At 63.0% G+C, this 16,404-nt stretch carries 12 protein-coding genes; 2 read left to right on the top strand and 10 right to left on the bottom strand.

From position 1 onward, the window contains the following. Positions 1–95: 95 nt before the first annotated feature. The 6 genes from LNV28_RS16720 to LNV28_RS16695 all read right to left on the bottom strand — a co-directional run bounded on the left by LNV28_RS16720 (position 96) and on the right by LNV28_RS16695 (position 8,582). Positions 96–929: a DUF2189 domain-containing protein gene (locus LNV28_RS16720; RefSeq protein WP_263517473.1), complete on the bottom strand. Its 834-nt coding sequence runs from the start codon at positions 927–929 to the stop codon at positions 96–98. 122 nt (positions 930–1,051) lie between these two features. Next, positions 1,052–1,561: a signal peptidase II gene (gene lspA / locus LNV28_RS16715; RefSeq protein ID WP_263517472.1), complete on the bottom strand. Its 510-nt coding sequence runs from the start codon at positions 1,559–1,561 to the stop codon at positions 1,052–1,054. Positions 1,562–1,564: 3 nt separating this feature from the next. Beyond that, a complete protein-coding gene (gene ileS, locus LNV28_RS16710) occupies positions 1,565–4,411 on the bottom strand; it encodes an isoleucine--tRNA ligase (protein WP_263517471.1) in 2,847 nt (948 codons plus the stop codon). Positions 4,412–4,552: 141 nt separating this feature from the next. Further along, positions 4,553–5,575 carry a bifunctional riboflavin kinase/FAD synthetase gene (locus LNV28_RS16705; RefSeq protein WP_263517470.1) on the bottom strand — a complete coding sequence of 341 codons (1,023 nt, stop codon included), beginning with the start codon at positions 5,573–5,575 and terminating at the stop codon, positions 4,553–4,555. Positions 5,576–5,618: 43 nt separating this feature from the next. Then, on the bottom strand, positions 5,619–7,520 hold the full coding sequence (locus tag LNV28_RS16700) for an ATP-binding protein (protein ID WP_263517469.1): 1,902 nt from the start codon (positions 7,518–7,520) through the stop codon (positions 5,619–5,621). 261 nt (positions 7,521–7,781) lie between these two features. Then, positions 7,782–8,582 (bottom strand): pseudouridine synthase, encoded by an 801-nt coding sequence (locus tag LNV28_RS16695; protein ID WP_263517661.1) that lies wholly within the window; start codon positions 8,580–8,582, stop codon positions 7,782–7,784. A 207-nt stretch (positions 8,583–8,789) separates the two neighbouring features. Here LNV28_RS16695 and LNV28_RS16690 point away from each other — a divergent pair, with 207 nt between their 5' ends. Continuing rightward, entirely contained in the window at positions 8,790–9,794 is a 1,005-nt protein-coding gene (locus tag LNV28_RS16690; RefSeq protein ID WP_263517468.1) for an isoaspartyl peptidase/L-asparaginase family protein, read from the top strand. A 117-nt stretch (positions 9,795–9,911) separates the two neighbouring features. Here the strand turns inward: LNV28_RS16690 and LNV28_RS16685 are convergent, their stop codons facing one another. The 4 genes from LNV28_RS16685 to LNV28_RS16670 all read right to left on the bottom strand — a co-directional run bounded on the left by LNV28_RS16685 (position 9,912) and on the right by LNV28_RS16670 (position 15,259). Further along, the gene (locus LNV28_RS16685) at positions 9,912–10,787 is read right to left on the bottom strand and encodes a PEP-CTERM sorting domain-containing protein (protein ID WP_263517467.1); all 876 of its coding nucleotides are present in this window, start codon (positions 10,785–10,787) and stop codon (positions 9,912–9,914) included. Positions 10,788–11,119: 332 nt separating this feature from the next. Continuing rightward, the gene (gene prsT, locus LNV28_RS16680; protein ID WP_263517466.1) at positions 11,120–13,975 is read right to left on the bottom strand and encodes an XrtA/PEP-CTERM system TPR-repeat protein PrsT; all 2,856 of its coding nucleotides are present in this window, start codon (positions 13,973–13,975) and stop codon (positions 11,120–11,122) included. Positions 13,976–14,115: 140 nt separating this feature from the next. Then, positions 14,116–14,772, bottom strand: a complete 657-nt coding sequence (locus LNV28_RS16675; protein ID WP_263517465.1) for a retropepsin-like aspartic protease family protein — start codon at positions 14,770–14,772, stop codon at positions 14,116–14,118. Beyond that, positions 14,765–15,259 (bottom strand): YajQ family cyclic di-GMP-binding protein, encoded by a 495-nt coding sequence (locus LNV28_RS16670; protein WP_263517464.1) that lies wholly within the window; start codon positions 15,257–15,259, stop codon positions 14,765–14,767. The genes LNV28_RS16675 and LNV28_RS16670 overlap by 8 nt, the downstream gene beginning before the upstream one ends. 113 nt (positions 15,260–15,372) lie before the next feature. Between LNV28_RS16670 and murB the strand changes: the two genes are divergently transcribed. Then, positions 15,373–16,401, top strand: coding sequence for a UDP-N-acetylmuramate dehydrogenase (murB, locus tag LNV28_RS16665; protein ID WP_263517660.1), 1,029 nt, complete (start codon positions 15,373–15,375; stop codon positions 16,399–16,401). The last annotated feature ends 3 nt before the right edge of the window (positions 16,402–16,404 follow it).

The raw sequence follows: 16,404 nt of genomic DNA, 5'->3' as shown, positions 1-16,404 counted from the left end.
CATGCTCGGGCTGGCCTGGGCGCAGGTTCACGCAAAAATTTGCGCAAACAAGGCATGCATGCCTGGCTGTGTCGGTATGAGGAGAGCCTTGCGCTTCACTCGACCACGGCTGCTCGGTAGGCGTGCCAGCTGGCATGCCCCAGCACCGGCCCCACCACCAGCAAGCCGGCAAACCCAGGCAACAATGCCAGCACCACCAGCACGGTGATCAGTGCGCCCCAGAACAGCATGACACCCGTCTGCGTCAACACCAGACGCAGGCTGGTCAAACCGGCCGTGACCGCGTCGGTGGGCCGGTCCAGCAGCATGGGGATGGAGACCACGCTGACGGAGTAGATCAGGCCGGCAAAGAAGCCGCCGATGCCGAGGTAAGCGGTGATGAAGCCCAGGTTCTCCGGGTTCAGCAACTTGCCCAGTGAGCCGGCCAGATCGGGCATGCCGTCAAAGCTGACCGCGAACACGACCAGCGCCGCGCGGCCCCAGATCATCTCCAGGATCAGCAGCACGGTGCCGAAGATGGCGATCTGCGACATGCGCTTGCGCCAGGCGGTCAGGCAGTCCAGCAGTCGCGGCTGGAAACCCTGTTGCAGCCGACGGCTGACCTGGTACAGGCCCAGGCACAGAAAAGGCCCCATCAGCAGGAAACTTGCGGACAGAGCCAGTGTGTAGATGGGCGCGTGCTCGTAGACACCGAGCAGGCACCAGCCCATGAGCATGAAGCAGGCGCCGAAGAACAGGCCGATCAGGGGCGCGCGCCGAAAGTCTTGCCAGCCCGCGGCCAGCCAGCGAAACGGGTCGGCAAAGCTCAAGGGCCTCAGCTCGATGGCGAAGGCGCTGTCTGCGGGGATCTCATCGCTCGGGCTGCTTGAGTCAGCCGGAGGTGTGGGCGGCGCAGCCGCGTCGGGCGAAGGCAGGTCGGCGGGTTTCATGGGCGCAGCTTAGGCGCCCAGGCGGCCCGCGCACCAGCGGGCTTTCCAGCAGACGGGGCGCGCTGCCGGCCTCGCAGCTGGCCTTGCGCTGCCTTCGAGCTTCAGCGGTAGCGCCGCAGACTTCAGCCTTTGCGCACCCGGCGGAGCTCGTCCCAGATCAGCAGTACCGCGCCAACCGAGATGGCACTGTCGGCCACATTGAAGGAGGGGAAAGCTCGGCCGTTCCAGTGCAGCTGGATGAAATCCACCACATAGCCGTGCAGCAGGCGGTCGATGACATTGCCGAGGGCGCCGCCCAAGATCAGGCTCAAAGCGGTGGCAAACAGCGTCTGTTGGCCATGGCGCTTGAGCATGACAAGGATGAAGACCGTGGCCGCGGCGCCCAGGCCGACAAAGAACCAGCGCTGCCAGCCGGCCGCCCCGGCCAGAAAGCTGAAAGCTGCGCCGGTGTTGTGCCATCGCACAACGTTGAAGAAGCTGGTCACGAAACGGCTGTCGCCGAGCTGGAAATTGCCCAGGATCAGCACCTTGGTGAACTGATCCAGGACGATGATCAGCAAGGCGATTGCCAGCCATAAGGGCAGCTTGTTGCCGCCGCTGCTGCCGCTGATTTTTTTGATCGTATTTGCCATCGCTCAGGCCACCGTCCGGGTTTCGCCGCTGCCGTGCAAATTGCTGTCGCAGCGGCCGCACAGGGTCGGGTGGCTCGCGCTGAGGCCCACGTCGGCGCTGTAGTGCCAGCAACGCTCACATTTCTGATGAGCCGACGGTGTGACCGAGACGCTCAGCTCCTCCGCAGCTATCAGGCTGGCGGCTGAGGTGATGAAGACGAACTTCAGGTCCGCACCCAGCGATTGCAGCAGGGTCAGGTCTTGCGCATTGACGCCCAAGGCCACCTCGGCCTGCAGGGAAGCGCCGACGCTGCCGGCTGTGCGCACATCCTCGATGGCCTTGTTGACCGCCTCGCGGATCTCGCGGATGCGGGCCCATTTGGCCAGCAAGGTCTCGTCGGGTGCGGCGAACTTCCAGTAGGTCTCGACAAAGATGCTCTCGTCGCCATGGCCGCCGTCTAAGATGGCCCAGGCTTCCTCGGCAGTGAAGCTCAGGAAGGGCGCCATCCAGCGCAGCATGGCCTGGGTGATGTGCCAGAGCGCGGTTTGCGCCGAGCGGCGCGCCAGGCTTTTGGGTGCGGTGGTGTAGAGCCGGTCCTTGAGCACGTCCAGGTAGAAGGCGCCCAGGTCTTCCGAGCAATAGACCTGCAGCTTGGCCACCACCGGGTGGAACTCATAGCGCTGGTAGTGCGCCAGGATGTCGGCCTGCAGCTGCGACGCGCGGGCCAGGGCGAAGCGGTCCACCTCCAGCAGCTGATCCAGCGGCACGGCATCGGTCTTGGCATCGAAGTCCGAGACATTGGCCAGCAAGAAGCGCAGGGTGTTGCGGATGCGACGGTAAGCGTCCACCACGCGAGCCAGGATCTTGTCGTCCAGGCCCAGGTCGCCCGAGTAGTCGGTGGAGGCGCACCAGAGGCGGATGATCTCGGCGCCCATCTTCTCGCTGACGGCTTGCGGCGCCACCACATTGCCTTCCGACTTGCTCATCTTGCGGCCCTTGCCGTCGACGACGAAGCCGTGGGTCAGCAAGCCCTTGTAGGGCGCGCGGCCGTAGAGTGCGCAGCCGATCAGCAGCGAGCTGTGGAACCAGCCGCGGTGCTGGTCGTGGCCTTCCAGGTAGAGGTCGGCCTCGGGGCCGCTGTCGTGGGCGGCGCCGGCATGGCTGCCCTTGAGCACATGCTGGAAGGTCGAACCGGAGTCGAACCAGACGTCCAGGATGTCGCTGCCCTTGCTGTACTGCGCTGCTTCTTCACCCAGCCACTCGGCCGGGTCCAGCTTGGCCCAGGCCTCGACGCCGCCGGCTTCCACCAGCTGCGCGGCGCGCTCGATGAACTCCAGGGTCTTGGGGTGGGCCAGGCCGCTGTCCTTGTGCAGGAAGATGGGCAGGGGCACGCCCCAGCTGCGCTGGCGCGAGATGCACCAATCGGGCCGGCCAGCGATCATGTCGCGCAGGCGGGCGCGGCCGTTCTCGGGGTAGAAGCTGGTGGCGTCGATGGCTTCCAGCGCGGTCTGGCGCAGGGTCTTGGCGGCCGGGTCGACAGCGAACAAACCTTCACCCTCATCCATGCGTACAAACCATTGCGCGGCCGCCCGGTAGATCACCGGCGTCTTGTGGCGCCAGCAGTGCGGGTAGCTGTGGGTGATCTGCACATGCGAGAGCAGTCGGCCAGCGTCTTCCAGCGTCTGGGCGATGACGGCATTGGCCTTCCAGATGTGCTGGCCGCCGAACAGGGGCAGGCTGGCTTCGTAAGTGCCGTTGCCGGTGACCGGGTTCAGGATGTCCTTGAAGGCCATGCCATGCGAGATGCAGGACTGGAAGTCATCCAGGCCGTAGGCGGGCGCCGAATGCACGACGCCGGTGCCGTCCTCGGCGGTGGCGTACTCGGCCAAATAGACGGGGCTGTTGCGGTTGTAGCCCGCATCGACATGGGCCAGCGGATGCTTGAATTCCAGGCCGGCCAGGTTCTTGCCAACCGTGGTGGCCAATACCGAGCCCTCGAGCTTCCAGCGCGCCAGGCACTTCTCGACCAGGGCCTCGGCCACGACATACAGGCCGCGCGGCGTGTCCACCAGGGCGTAGCTCAGCTCGGGGTTGAGGTTGAGCGCCTGGTTGGCCGGGATGGTCCAGGGCGTGGTGGTCCAGATGACGGTGAAGGCATCCTTGTCCAGCGAGCTCAGGCCAAAGGCCGCGGCCAGGCGCACCGGTTCGGCGCTCAGGAAAGCCACGTCCACGGCCGGGCTCTTCTTGTCCTGGTACTCGATTTCGAACTCGGCGAGCGAGGAGCCGCAGTCAAAGCACCAGTACACGGGTTTGAGGCCGCGGTAGACGAAGCCGCGCTCGAACATGCGCTTCAAGACGCGGATCTCACCGGCCTCGTTCTTGAAGTCCATGGTGCGGTAGGGGCGGTCCCACTCGCCGAGCACGCCCAGGCGCTTGAAATCGGCGCGCTGGGCGTCGATCTGCTCGCCGGCATAGGCGCGGCTCTTGGCCTGCACCTCGTCGCGCGGCAGGCCGCGGCCGTGGGTTTTCTCGATCTGGTTCTCGATCGGCAGGCCGTGGCAGTCCCAGCCGGGGATGTAGGCCGCGTCAAGGCCTTCCAGCTGGCGGGCCTTGACGATCATGTCCTTGAGGATTTTGTTGGCGGCGTGGCCGATGTGGATCTGGCCATTCGCATACGGCGGGCCGTCATGCAGCACGAACTTGGGCGCGCCGCGGCGCGCCTCGCGCAGACGCTGGTAGGTGCCTTGCTCTTCCCAGGCCTTGATCCAGCCCGGCTCGCGCTTGGGCAGATCGCCCCGCATGGGAAATGGGGTGTCGGGCAGGTTCAGCGTGGCGCGGTAATCGGCGGGGGTGTCTTTGGCGGCTGTCATGGTGAAGCGATGGCTTTCAGGCGTGAGCCCGTTCAGGTGGGGCGCCGCGCAGCAGGGCGCGGGCGGAGCGTGCGAGCGGGCGATAGAGCCCGCTTGGGGAGCTGCGGCAGGTCGGTGCTGCTCACCCGACCCCCGCGCCGATCAAATTCGATCGCGGGTGGTCTGCCGGCGCTGGGCGGCATGGGTGGCCAAAAAGGCGCGTGCCTGCTCGGCATCCTGCCGGATGGCGGCCGTCAAGGCATCGAGCCCGTCGTAGCGGGCTTCGTCGCGAAGTTTGTGCAGGAGTTCCACGCGCACGAGTTTACCGTAGGCCTCCTCACGCCCCAGAGGAGCGGGCCAGTCGAAGCAATGCACCTCGAGCAGCACCCGGCCGGCGTCTTCCACCGTGGGCCGCACACCCAGGCTGGCCACGCCGTCGAGCGGCTCTGCGGCCAGGCCATGGGTGCGCACGGCGAAGATGCCGTGGGCGGCCGGCTTGTCGTGGCTGAAGCGCAGGTTCAGGGTGCGGAAGCCGTCCAGCGCACCAGGGCTGGATTCACCGAGGCTGCGGCCCAGCTTCTGACCATGAACGACATGGCCCGAGATGGCATAGGGCCGGCCGAGCAAGCGGGTGGCCGCTGCCATGTCGCCAGCGGCCAGGGCCTCGCGCACGGCCGAGCTGCTGACGCGCAGGCCATGGACCTCATAACTCATCATGCGAGCGACATCAAAGCCGCGCTGCCGTCCGGTCGCGTCTAAAGTGGCGTAGTCGCCCTGGCGCTTGGCTCCAAAGCGGAAGTCATCGCCGACCAGGATGTAGCGAGCCCCCAGGCCCTGCATCAGTACTTGCTCGACGAAAGCTTGTGCGCTCAATGCAGCCAGAGCGGCATCGAAGCGCAGCACGATGACCTGGTCGATGCCACAGCGCTCGAGCTCGCTGAGCTTGTCGCGCAAGGTGGCAATGCGTGCCGGTGCCAGCTGGGGCTTGCCGGCGAGCTGGGCGAAAAAGTCGCGTGGGTGGGGTTCGAAGGTCATCACGCAGCTGGGCAAGCCGCGGTGAGAAGCCTCGGACTTGAGCAAGGCCAGCATGGCCTGGTGGCCGCGATGGACGCCGTCGAAATTGCCAATCGTCAGCGCACAGGCGCTGGCAATGCCGGGATGATGAAAACCGCGAAAAACCTGCATGGCGCCGATTATCGTGCGCCGGCGCAGCGGCCGGATTTGCCCTTCAGACCAGGGCGGCCGAGCGGCTCAGCTGCGCGACCTGCATATGGCGCTGCACCACGGCCACGAGGTCGTCCATTTCGAAGGGTTTGACCAGGTAATCGTCCATGCCACACTGGATGCAGCGTTCGCGGTCGCCGTTCACCGCGCTGGCGGTCAGGGCGACGATGGGCACGGGCGTCAGGAACTTCTGACGCTCCTGGCTGCGCCAGCGGCGCGTGGCCTCGAAGCCATCCATGCGCGGCATCTGGCAGTCCATCAGCACAAGCTGGTAGTCCTGTTGATTCAGGCAGGCCAGCGCTTCGACCCCGTTCTCGGCGGTGTCCACCTGCAGGCCACAACACTCCAGCATGGAGGAGGCCACCAGCACATTGACCAGGCTGTCGTCGACCAGCAGCACGCGGCCGCTGAGCTGTGGCGCCAGTTCGCTGGCCGCCGTTGCAGCACCGAGCTTGCGATAGTCGCTGGCCACTGGCGTGCGTGCCGCAGCGGGCTGGCAGGCTTGCAAAGGCAAGGTGAATTCGAACAGCGAGCCCTGGCCCGGCACGGAGCTGCAACGCAAGTCTCCGCCCATGGCGCGTGCCAGTTCGCGCGAGATGGTCAATCCCAGGCCGCTGCCGTCCTGGCGCACAGCCTGTGCCTGCTGTGTGGCTTGCTCGAAGGGGGCGAAGATGCGCTCCATCTGGTCGGCGGCAATGCCTTCACCGCTGTCGCGGACCGCGAAGCGCAGCAGGGTGCCAGCGCGCATGTCCAGGGTGGCGCTGACTTCCACTTGAACGCTGCCGTGTTCGGTGAACTTGATGGCGTTGCCGATCAGGTTGTGCAGCACCTGCTTGATGCGGGAGGCGTCACCGAGTGCATGGCTGGGCAGGGCGGGGCTGAACTGCAATTCGAACGCCAGGCCTTTGTCGCGCGCAGTCTGCACCAGCAACTGGCAGACATCGTCCACGACCTCTCGCAGGCTGACCGGTCCGGCGTCGACCGCCAGCTTGCCCGATTCGATGCGCGCCAGATCCAGGATGTCGTTGACCAGGGCCAGCAGATGGCGGCCAGAGCGTCGCACGATGTCGATCTGTTCGCGTTGTTCCGGGTTCAGTTCACTGCGCTCCAGCAATTGGGTCATGCCCAGGATGCCGTTCAGCGGTGTGCGGATCTCGTGGCTCATGACGGCAACAAAGCGGCTCTTGCTGGTGCTTTGGTGTTCGGCCGATTGCAGTGCTTGCTGTCTTTGCTCGGCCACCCAGGCATTGGCAAAGCGCAGGCGCAGCAGCTCGGTCAGGCGCTGCTCGATCCGGCGCGACTCGCTCAAACCCAGGCCGAGAAAGAATCCCAGGCCGATGGCAATGACAGCGCCGGTCTGCGTGCCGAGGCTCAGTTGGTAGGCCATCAAGGGTGCGAGGGCCAGGGTGGAAAAGACCAGATTGGCTTGGAAGCGGCCTCCCAGCACGAACAGGCCCATGGCGCTCAAGCCCAGCATCGATGCCAGCATCACGCCTTCAAGCTCGGGTGCTTGCGGTGTATGGAAGAACCAGCCCATGGCCCCCCAGCTCAGCGCATCCAGAGCCAGCAAGCGCAAGGCTCGGCGGCGCCAGGGCAGCAGGGCCTCAAGTGCCGGGCTTTCCTGGCTGCCCTTGCCTAGGAACTGGCGCTGAAAGTGCAGGGCTTGGGCACAGCGCCACACGGTCATAGCGGCGCGCACTGCGAACCAGCCCAACAGGAGTTCGTGAGAGAGGTGGGGCCAGAGCAGATAGACCGGCAAGGCACAAAAAGCCAAGCCCAACAGGGTGCGTTTGACGGTGCCCTCAAAGAGCCCGAGTATTTGTTCGGCCTGAACCTGGGCCGAAATATCGGGGCTCTGGCGCTCCTCTCGCGTCAGCCCCATGTCCTGGGGCCACACCGAGGCCATGCTGGCGCCCGCCTGGTTCGCGGCCCATGAAGCCGACTCTGAAGTCATCTGGATACCCCTCGACGTCCCGGCTGCCACTTGATGGGCCGCTCGTAATGCACAGCTCTGCGGCTGCGACCTTCGCTCACTCTCTCGGTCGACTTTCTACAGGGGCTTGATGACAAACTGAACGGGGTCAACCCTCGAAAAACAGATGCAGGCAGGAAATCCCAGGGAATTCCCTGGGTGAGTCGACGCTGGAGTCGCTATCCGCAGCGCAGCTCAAGGCGTGATCAAGGAGGGGCTGCTGACCCACTGCCACTCGCCGGGTTTCAGATCGCTGGGCAGGACCAAAGCGCCGAACTCCGATCGGTGCAGGCTTTCCACGCGGTTGCCCACGGCGGCCACCATGCGTTTGACTTGGTGGTACTTGCCTTCCGTCAATGTCAGGCGCAGACCGTGGCTGCCAAAGGCTTCGGCGCCCTCGGCCTTGACCATTTCGGGCGTGAAACCCGGGCGATCGCTGGGGCTTGGCTTGCTCGACTTTTCGGGCTTGCGGGCTTCACTGGCGCGCCGGGCTGCCAACTCCGGCGGCAGTTTGGATTCCGCAGGTTCGCGCAACTCCACACCGGCCAGCAACTGGGCCACCATCTCGGCGGTGACGGGGTGCTTGCACTGTGCTTCGTAGACCTTGGGCACATGGTGCTTGGGGCTGGTCAGCTTGTGAATCAGGGTGCCGTCGTCGGTCAGCAGCAGCAGGCCGGTGGTGTCTTCGTCCAGTCGCCCCACGGGCTGGACATTGCGTTCGCGCAGCGGCGCGGGCAACAGGCTCATGACACTGGGGTGGTGCTTGGGCTTTTGAGAGCACTCGTAGCCGGCCGGCTTGTTTAACAGGATCAGCGCCTTCTCATAGAAGGGCCAGGTCTTGCCGCCGACCTCAAAGCTGAAGCCCTCGGTCTCGAATTCGGCATCGGCGTCGTCGACCTCTTCGCCAGCGATGCGAACTTCGCCGTTGTAGATCAGGCCGGCACAGAGGCGACGCGTGCCGAAGCCTTGCGAAAAGAGGATGTTGGAGAGGCGCATTTTCATGGGTCTATTGTCCACGAGGACGCTGCGCTGTCCGCACGCGTCCGCTCATGTGGAGGGCGGCGCTGGCTATCATGAGCCGACTGTTGCGCGGTACCGCTGTTCCCCTGTGGAAGTGCTTGCCATGTCGCAAGGCCTGCAGTTGGCTCGTCGCGACGTGTTCATGTCGAACATTCTCCTTACGCTAGCGAGGAAGCCCCCAAGATGTCTATCACCCCAATTCCTCATCCTTTGCCCGTTTTGGCCATTCACGGAGGCGCTGGCACCTTGACGCGTGGCACCATGAGCGCGGATCAGGAGGCTCTGTACCGCGACGCACTGAGTCGTATTTTGATGGCCGGGCAGGAGCAGTTGGCGGCCGGCGCCAGTGCGGTCGATGTGGTGGTGGAGGCCGTTCGTCTGCTGGAAGAGTGCGAGCTCTTCAATGCTGGCAAAGGCGCGGTGTACACCTCGGCTGGCACACATGAACTGGATGCCTGCGTGATGGATGGGCGCGACTGCCGTGCCGGGGCGGTGGCGGGTGTCAGTCGTACGCGCAACCCGATTTTGGCGGCGCGCGCGGTGATGGATCACAGCGCCCATCTGCTCTTTGTTGGTGCCGCTGCCGATGATCTGGCGGCGCGCCACGGCTTGGAGCAGGTGGCTCCCACTTGGTTCGGCACGCCGCATCGGCTGGAGCAGTTGCGGCGCGCGCAGCGTTTGCAGGCGGGCGCATTGCGTGATCATGATGGGCAGGATCTTCTGCGCCAGACGACACCTAGCGAAGCATCAGGGCCGATTGATGAGGAAACGAAGTTCGGAACCGTCGGTGCCGTGGCACTTGATGCTGCCGGCCATTTGGCGGCTGCCACTTCGACAGGCGGCATGACCAACAAGCAAATCGGCCGTGTCGGCGACACGCCCTTGGTCGGTGCGGGAACCTACGCCAACGATGCCACGGTGGCAGTGTCCTGCACTGGCACAGGAGAGTTGTTCATTCGTGCCTGTGCCGCGCACGATGTTTCCGCTCTGATGGCTTATGCCGGCATGTCGCTCGAAGAGGCTTGCGATCGTGTGGTGATGCAGAAACTGCCAGCCGATGCCGGAGGCTTGATCGCTGTGGCTGCCAATGGCGATGTCTGCCTACCGTTCAATTCTGAAGGCATGTATCGTGGATACGCCCGTGCAGGTGCTGCTCGGCCTGTGGTCGCGGTGTATCGCTCGGAATGAGTCTCTGTGTTCGGTGGCCTTGCACCCAGATACACAAGGCGTAAACCGAGCGAGTGACTCGGGCAAGAAAAAAGCGGCCAAAGGCCGCTTTTTTGTCTGGATCCGGATGAGCCGAAATCAGCTGTTCTTTCCCTTACGACGCGTGTACACCACGCCGAACACAGCCAAGCTGACCAAGGCCAGCGAACCCGGCTCCGGTACGGCGTTTGCCGTGGCGCGGATCAGGGCTTGGCCGCTGCCGCTCGGGTTCGGGTTATAGACCGAGAAGGTGTAGTTGGTGGTGCCGGTCAGGCCAGCGGCCCAAGTGCCATTCAGGCCAGCCAAATAGGTATCGACTTGATTCTTGAACGTGGTACCGGTTTCGTTTGCATCCAAGCCGCTGTTGGTGTAAGCCTCGCTGTAATACTTCTTGTTGGCTGATTGACCTGCACCATCGCCGAGGATTTCCCAGATGGCGAACTGGAAGGCAGCCGATTTGACGGAGGAGGTGATGCTGTCAGCGTAAGCGTGCTGGAACAGGTTTGTCAGGTCACTCAGGACCCGGGTCTTCGTCGTCGTCGAGTCGTCATACACGCCCGTGATGCCTGCAGCCTGGTAGTTGGCGCCAGCAAAGATCGAGGCGTAGCCCAAGGTCGCGCCGCCTGGCGTCGCCTGGTAACCATTGACAAAATTGCTCAGGTCGACCTTGTCGTAGGTGTCCGGGGAGATGTAGTTGTTCAGGGGGTCCAGGCAATAGACCCAAAAGCTGCTAGCGCCGAGGGTGCTGCTGGTGCCCTCATTGACCTTCCACGCGCCCATGTTGACGTTACGCGCCGCTGTGTTGCCAAACACCAGAGAGTGAGACTCCAACAAGGAGGACCCCGTGCCGGTTGCCTTGGTCACGGTCGTCGCGCCTTGAGCGTAAGCGGAGCCTGCGGCCACCACGAGCAGAGCCGACGCGGCGAAAGACGCAAATCGACCGGTGGTAGTTGTCGCTGTAGCAGCGTAGTTCATGGTGTGGGCCCTGTCGGCGTAGATGGTGTTACGGAAATCTTGGATAGCATCCTACGTCTACGGTGATTCCGAGCAATCCCGCGAACCGGGGGGTGCATGGAAAGCGTAAAAATTCACAGCTTGATTCTGCTGGCCAAACGAGGATGCAATCTCAGTTCTTGTTTGGATTCTGCCTGCTCAATACCTGACATGTGAACCCCCGATTTCGAGGGTCGTGAGTAAAGTCTCAGTTGAATTCAAGGTGAACGTGAATATTCGTATGAGCCATTCGGAAGATTCCTTTTAATTTGGCGCGCCATACTTTAGTCACGAAACAAAAATCGAGTCTTTGATTACAGGCCCAATTCGATTTTCAGGCGATTCAGTTCGGGCGTCATCGGCAGCTTGGGCTGGCTGTTGAGGGCCGCGCTTAGCTCTTCCTTTGCCTCTGCTTTGCGATTCAGTTTCGCCAGCGCAAACGCGAGGTGGTAACGGATTTCTCCGCTGTTGGGGCTGCGAAGCCGGGCTTCGCGCAAATGTCGCAAACCGCCTTCGATATTGCCGCGCTGGACGAGGATCCAGCCCAAGGTGTCAGCTGCATCAGCATTTCCTGGGGCTTGTTTCAAGGCTTTTTCTGCGACGGCGACCGCACCAGCGTCACCCATGCGCTGCAGCAACTGGGCGTAGTTCAGCTGAATCCCGATGTCGGCGGGCTGCAGGGCCAGAATCTGTTGGTAGTTTTTCTTGGCAGCCTCATTTCGGCCGGCCTGCATTTGCACGCCAGCCACGGCTTTGAGTGCGGTGATGTCACTTGGTGATTTTTTGGCCCAGGCTTCCAGCATGGCCAAGGCCTTGTCCAGTTCGCCGGCTGCAACCATGGCACGGGCCAGCAGAATGGCATTGGGTGTACTGGGCTCTTTTTCAAAGACGGTGCGGTAGCCCGACTGGGCCGCAGCAAACTGGCCGCGTGACATGGCCACATGAGCGCCGACCAAGGCAACTTGTACCTTGCCAGGGTGGGTGCTGTTCAAAGTCTTGAGCGCGGCATCAACTTTGGCTGGATCACCGCGGCGAGCTTCCACCTCAACTTGGAGCAGCAAGGCTCCGAGATCCCCTGTCTGGGATTGCAGGGCTTTCTGCACGTTGTAACTGGCGCCATCGATGTTGCCGGCTGCCAGTTGCATGCGACCAATCTGCACCTGTTGCTGGGCGTCGAAGTCAGCCACGCGAGTCGCTTCCTGGAATACCTGGCGGGCGCTGGCCCCATCGTTCAAGGCCAAATAGACGCGGCCCAAGGCCAGCAGGGCAGGTAACTTGCTGGAGTAGTTTGCAGCCAAGGCCTTGGCCAGGGGCAGCGCCAGGTCCACTTGGCGTTGCTCCATATAGAGGTCGACCAGCATCAGGCCAGGGCGCGCGTCAACACGTTGCACCTCGTGAGCCTGCTTCAGATGAGCAATGGCCTCATTGAGGCGTTTGGCGCGCAGTTCGAGAATGGCCAACTGGTAGAGTAATTCGGCGTCGTCCTTGTTGCCGCCTTCCAGCAGTTTTTCCAGGCGCTTGCGCGCCGGTTCGAACTTGCTCTCCTCCATGTCCAGCCAGGATAAATTGATCGCGGCGGGCCGGAAATTTGGATCCTTCTGCAGCAGTTGCTGAAAGGCCTCGCGCGCGCCCTTTTTGTCACCGGAACGGCCCTTGATATTGCCCAGGAAGTTGAGCATGGTCAGGTTTTCGGGCTCCCGCTTGACGATGGCGAGCGCGGTCTGCAAGGCCTTGGCCGTTTGGCCTTGGCTCAAGTAGACATTGGCCAGTTGAACGCCGGCGCGACCATCGCCGGGTGCGGCGGCGAAGGCCTTTTCCAAGTTCGCCAGGCCCAGCTTGTCCTGGCCGAGGCTGAGTTGACTGAAGCCCAGTTCACGGATGGCCGAGGCCGAGCCACCACGTGCGGCCGACTTTTCAAAGAATTCACTGGCCTGGACATAGCGTTTACGCGCCATGTTTACCGTGCCCAGAAGGAACAGTACCTGCGGGTCGTCCGGGTTGATGCGCTGAGCGCCCTCCAGCAGGATCATGGCCCGGCCGTAGTCGCGGGTGTCAACCAGGATGGAAGCCAGCATCACCTGGGCGGCGTAGTTCTTGCTGTTGAGACCCAGTAGGAGATCGAGGTAGCCTCGAGCCTTCTCAGGATTGCCCAAGGCTCGGTGAGACATGGCTCCAGCCAGCAGCAAGGGGTCATTGCCCGCCAGCACCTCAGGCGCTATCGCGTCAATCAGGTCGACCGCGTTGGCAAAGGCGGTCTTCGCAGCCGCGAGGTCGCCTTTGCGATTGGCCAGAAAACCGCGCAAAAATGATGCGCGAGGGTCTTCGAGCTCCCATTCCAGCAATTGCGCTAAGTCTTTGCTGGCTTCGGCTTCCTGGTTCAAACCGATCAAGATGGAGGCTCGAGCAACGCGGGCGTCGACCTGTTTTGGGTTCAGCTTGAGTGCACGTTCCTGGGCCGCGAGGGCGCCTTTCAAATCTTGCTGACCCTGCAGAATCGTTCCTAGGGTGTACCAGGCACCGGCTTCGCCCGGTGACAGTTCTGTTCCTTTTGTGGCTGATGCTTTGGCCTTGTCACGCTCACCCTGGCGCAGCAGCATGGGCGCTTCCGCGGTCCATGGGCTACCGGAGCGAGGGTTCAATGCCTTGGCATCAGCGAAGCTCTTGGCCGCCAAGGTCACATTGCCTGACATGGCGTAGGCCGAACCGCGTAGCGTCAAGACCTCGGCCTGTGCGTTGGTCGGCAGGCCGCTGGTGTTGATTTGATCGAGCAGCTTTTTCCGGTCGCCCAGCAGCAAATAGATTTGCGCCAAGGGAATGGCCACTTCGCTGCGGCTGACCCCCTGCTTCAGTGCCTCTTCCAGCGCAGCTTCTGCGGCTTTCAGCTCGCCTTGACCCAAGAGCACCTTGCCCAGTAGCAAGTGGGCCGCAAGCATCTTCTGATCCTCCTGGATGGAGTTCTTCAGTTGGATGATGGCGCCCGGAAGGTCGCCGCGTTCGAATCGCCGCTGGCCGTCTTCGTAATACGTTGAGGCCTTGTCGGCAGCGGCCAAGCTCCAGTTTGAGCCGCCCAGCAAGAGCATACCCAGCACCAGCGGGCGCAGCAGGCGAGGAGCAGATGAGAAGCTCGAATGAGGCGCAGTTGAAGAGGCGGGCGTTTGTTTTGATCGCATGGGCGAAGTATCGTCAAGCGCCATGAGCGGCGGGCGGAATTTATACCGGGCAGAAGCGCAATTGTGCAGTGTGGGTCGACCCGCCTGAGGCAAGCAAGCCTGTTCCTGAGTGACTTTGCAGACGCAGCGCTTCGCGCCTATCAGTAGCGTAAGTCCAGCGTTAGCACATCATTGTCGCGCCGCATCTGGAAGCGAGTCAGGAAGCTGTTGCCCAGCAGGACGTGGCTCATCTGGCCTGGAACCACGATGGCCTCGACGTTGCGCACTTCGACGTCGCCAATGCGCACGGTGTCAAGGTAGAGCGCGTGGGCCGGCACGATGCCGTTGGCGGTGTGGGTTTGCAGGCGGCGGCCATCCCGGAATCTCAGGTTCAGGCGTTCGGCCTCGGCCTGGCTGATCGAGATGGCTGTGGCGCCCGTGTCGACCAAGAACTGGGTGGTGCCGCCATTGATGGTGCCGCCCGTGGTGAAGTGACCCCCATGCCCCGAGGCCAAGACGATCTGGCGCCCAGTGTTGGGGGCCGCGCTGGCGTTGCCGACGCGGCCCGGTGATGCGCCGAGCAGCAGGCTTTGACGTCGCCCAGCGACCTCCACAACGGCCTGGGAGTCGTCCAGTGACAGCAGCTTGACGCCACGCACGCGTTCGCCCACAGGCACGGTGCGCGGCTCACCGTCGATCAGCAGCAGGGCCGCCTTGCTGCCCAGGCTGCCGTTGAAGCTGACGACCTGGGCCACTGCCGCCGAGCCCCACAGGGCCACAGCCATCACCATCAGGCCCGACCGCAGGGTCTTACTCACGGAAATTGCCGTAGTCGAGAGGCACATCGGCCATCTCTTTTTTCAGCATATTGATGGCCACTTGCAGGTCATCGCGGTTCTTGCCGGTGATGCGCACGGTGTCGCCTTGGATGGAGGCCTGCACCTTGAGCTTGCTGTTCTTGACCGCAGCAACGATCTTCTTGGCCAGATCAGACTCAATGCCGTTCTTGATCTTGTAGACCTGGCGCACCTTGTCGCCGCCCATCTTCTCGACCTTGTCTTGCTTGTCGAGGAAGCTGATCACCACGCCTTGCTTGACCAGCTTTGCGTACAGCACGGCTTCGATCTGCTCCAGTTGGAAGTCACTTTCGCCGACCGAGTGAATTTCCTTTTCTTTTTCCTTCAGCGTGACTTCAGCGGCCGTGCCTTTGAAGTCGAAGCGGGTGCTGATTTCCTTGATGCTGTTGTCGACCCCATTGCGGATCTTGACCATATCGGCTTCAAGGGTGGTGTCAAAGCTGGGCATAAGTGTGGGTTTCTTATTTCTGTTGGACGGCGGGAGATGCCGCCTTGATCTGGGAAAATTCTGCCATGCCGGAACAAGCTGTAAATCCCCCGAATGAGCTGACTGCGCCATCGCTGCTCCTGGAGCGCGAGGTCAATCTGAAGCCCTACAACACCTTTGCGCTGCCCGCGACGGCACGCCGACTGGTGCGCATCCGCGAAGCCGCTGATGTGCGCCGGGTCCTTGATCACCCTGAATTGGGCCGGGCACCCAAGTTTGTCCTGGGTGGCGGCAGCAATCTGGTGCTCAGCAAGGACCTCGATGCGGTGGTTTTGAAGATGGAGATTCCCGGCCTGCGCCTGCTGGAAGAACGAGCGGACGCCTGGATTATCGAGGCAGGCGCTGGGGTGCCCTGGCATGAGTTGGTGCAATGGACGATGGACCACGGCTTTCCAGGCCTCGAGAACCTGGCCCTGATCCCCGGCACTGTGGGTGCAGCGCCGGTTCAGAACATCGGCGCCTATGGCCTGGAGATGAAAGACCGACTGGACAGCGTTGAAGTGGTCGACCTGGTCACCGGCCGCCCGGTGCTGCTGCCGGCCGAGGTCTGCAAGCTGGGCTACCGGGACAGCGTTTTCAAGCACAGCGCCGATGGTGGCCTGGCTGGCAAATGCGTGATCACCCGGGTGCGCCTGCGTCTGCCCAAGCCCTGGCGACCGGTGCTCGGCTACCTGGAGCTGGAGCGCAAGATGGCTGAAACCGGCATCAGCGAGCCCAGTGCCCGGCAGATCTTCGACTGGGTCTGCGCTGTGCGCCGTGCCAAGCTGCCTGACCCGGCCGTCATTGGCAATGCGGGCAGTTTCTTCAAGAATCCTGTGGTCACCCCCGAGCAATGCCGCGACATCATCGGCCGCGACCCCGGCATCGTTCATTACCCCATGCCCGACGGCAGCATCAAGCTGGCGGCAGGCTGGATGATTGACGCCTGCGGCTGGAAGGGCAAGGCCGTCGGCGGCGCCGCGGTTTACGAGAAGCAGGCCCTGGTTTTGGTGAACCGTGGAGAGGCGCGTGGCGCCGAGGTGATCACGCTGGCCCGGGCGATTCAGGAAAGCGTCTATGGCCGCTTTGGCATTCGCCTGGAACCCGAGCCGGTTTTGATCTGAGAG

This window comes from Paucibacter sp. DJ2R-2, from assembly GCF_025717675.1.
Classification (GTDB): Bacteria; Pseudomonadota; Gammaproteobacteria; order Burkholderiales; family Burkholderiaceae_C; genus Paucibacter_A.
This window is presented reverse-complemented; position numbering and strand designations above follow the sequence as displayed.

What these genes read in the sequence shown, in the direction of transcription:
- LNV28_RS16690 (WP_263517468.1), top strand. Translation starts at nt 8,790, where the DNA reads ATGTCTATCACCCCAATTCCTCATCCTTTGCCCGTTTTGGCCATTCAC.
- LNV28_RS16720 (WP_263517473.1), bottom strand. Translation starts at nt 929, where the DNA reads ATGAAACCCGCCGACCTGCCTTCGCCCGACGCGGCTGCGCCGCCCACA.
- LNV28_RS16685 (WP_263517467.1), bottom strand. Translation starts at nt 10,787, where the DNA reads ATGAACTACGCTGCTACAGCGACAACTACCACCGGTCGATTTGCGTCT.
- LNV28_RS16700 (WP_263517469.1), bottom strand. Translation starts at nt 7,520, where the DNA reads ATGGCCTCGGTGTGGCCCCAGGACATGGGGCTGACGCGAGAGGAGCGC.
- prsT (WP_263517466.1), bottom strand. Translation starts at nt 13,975, where the DNA reads ATGCGATCAAAACAAACGCCCGCCTCTTCAACTGCGCCTCATTCGAGC.
- LNV28_RS16705 (WP_263517470.1), bottom strand. Translation starts at nt 5,575, where the DNA reads ATGCAGGTTTTTCGCGGTTTTCATCATCCCGGCATTGCCAGCGCCTGT.
- ileS (WP_263517471.1), bottom strand. Translation starts at nt 4,411, where the DNA reads ATGACAGCCGCCAAAGACACCCCCGCCGATTACCGCGCCACGCTGAAC.
- LNV28_RS16695 (WP_263517661.1), bottom strand. Translation starts at nt 8,582, where the DNA reads ATGCGCCTCTCCAACATCCTCTTTTCGCAAGGCTTCGGCACGCGTCGC.
- LNV28_RS16670 (WP_263517464.1), bottom strand. Translation starts at nt 15,259, where the DNA reads ATGCCCAGCTTTGACACCACCCTTGAAGCCGATATGGTCAAGATCCGC.
- lspA (WP_263517472.1), bottom strand. Translation starts at nt 1,561, where the DNA reads ATGGCAAATACGATCAAAAAAATCAGCGGCAGCAGCGGCGGCAACAAG.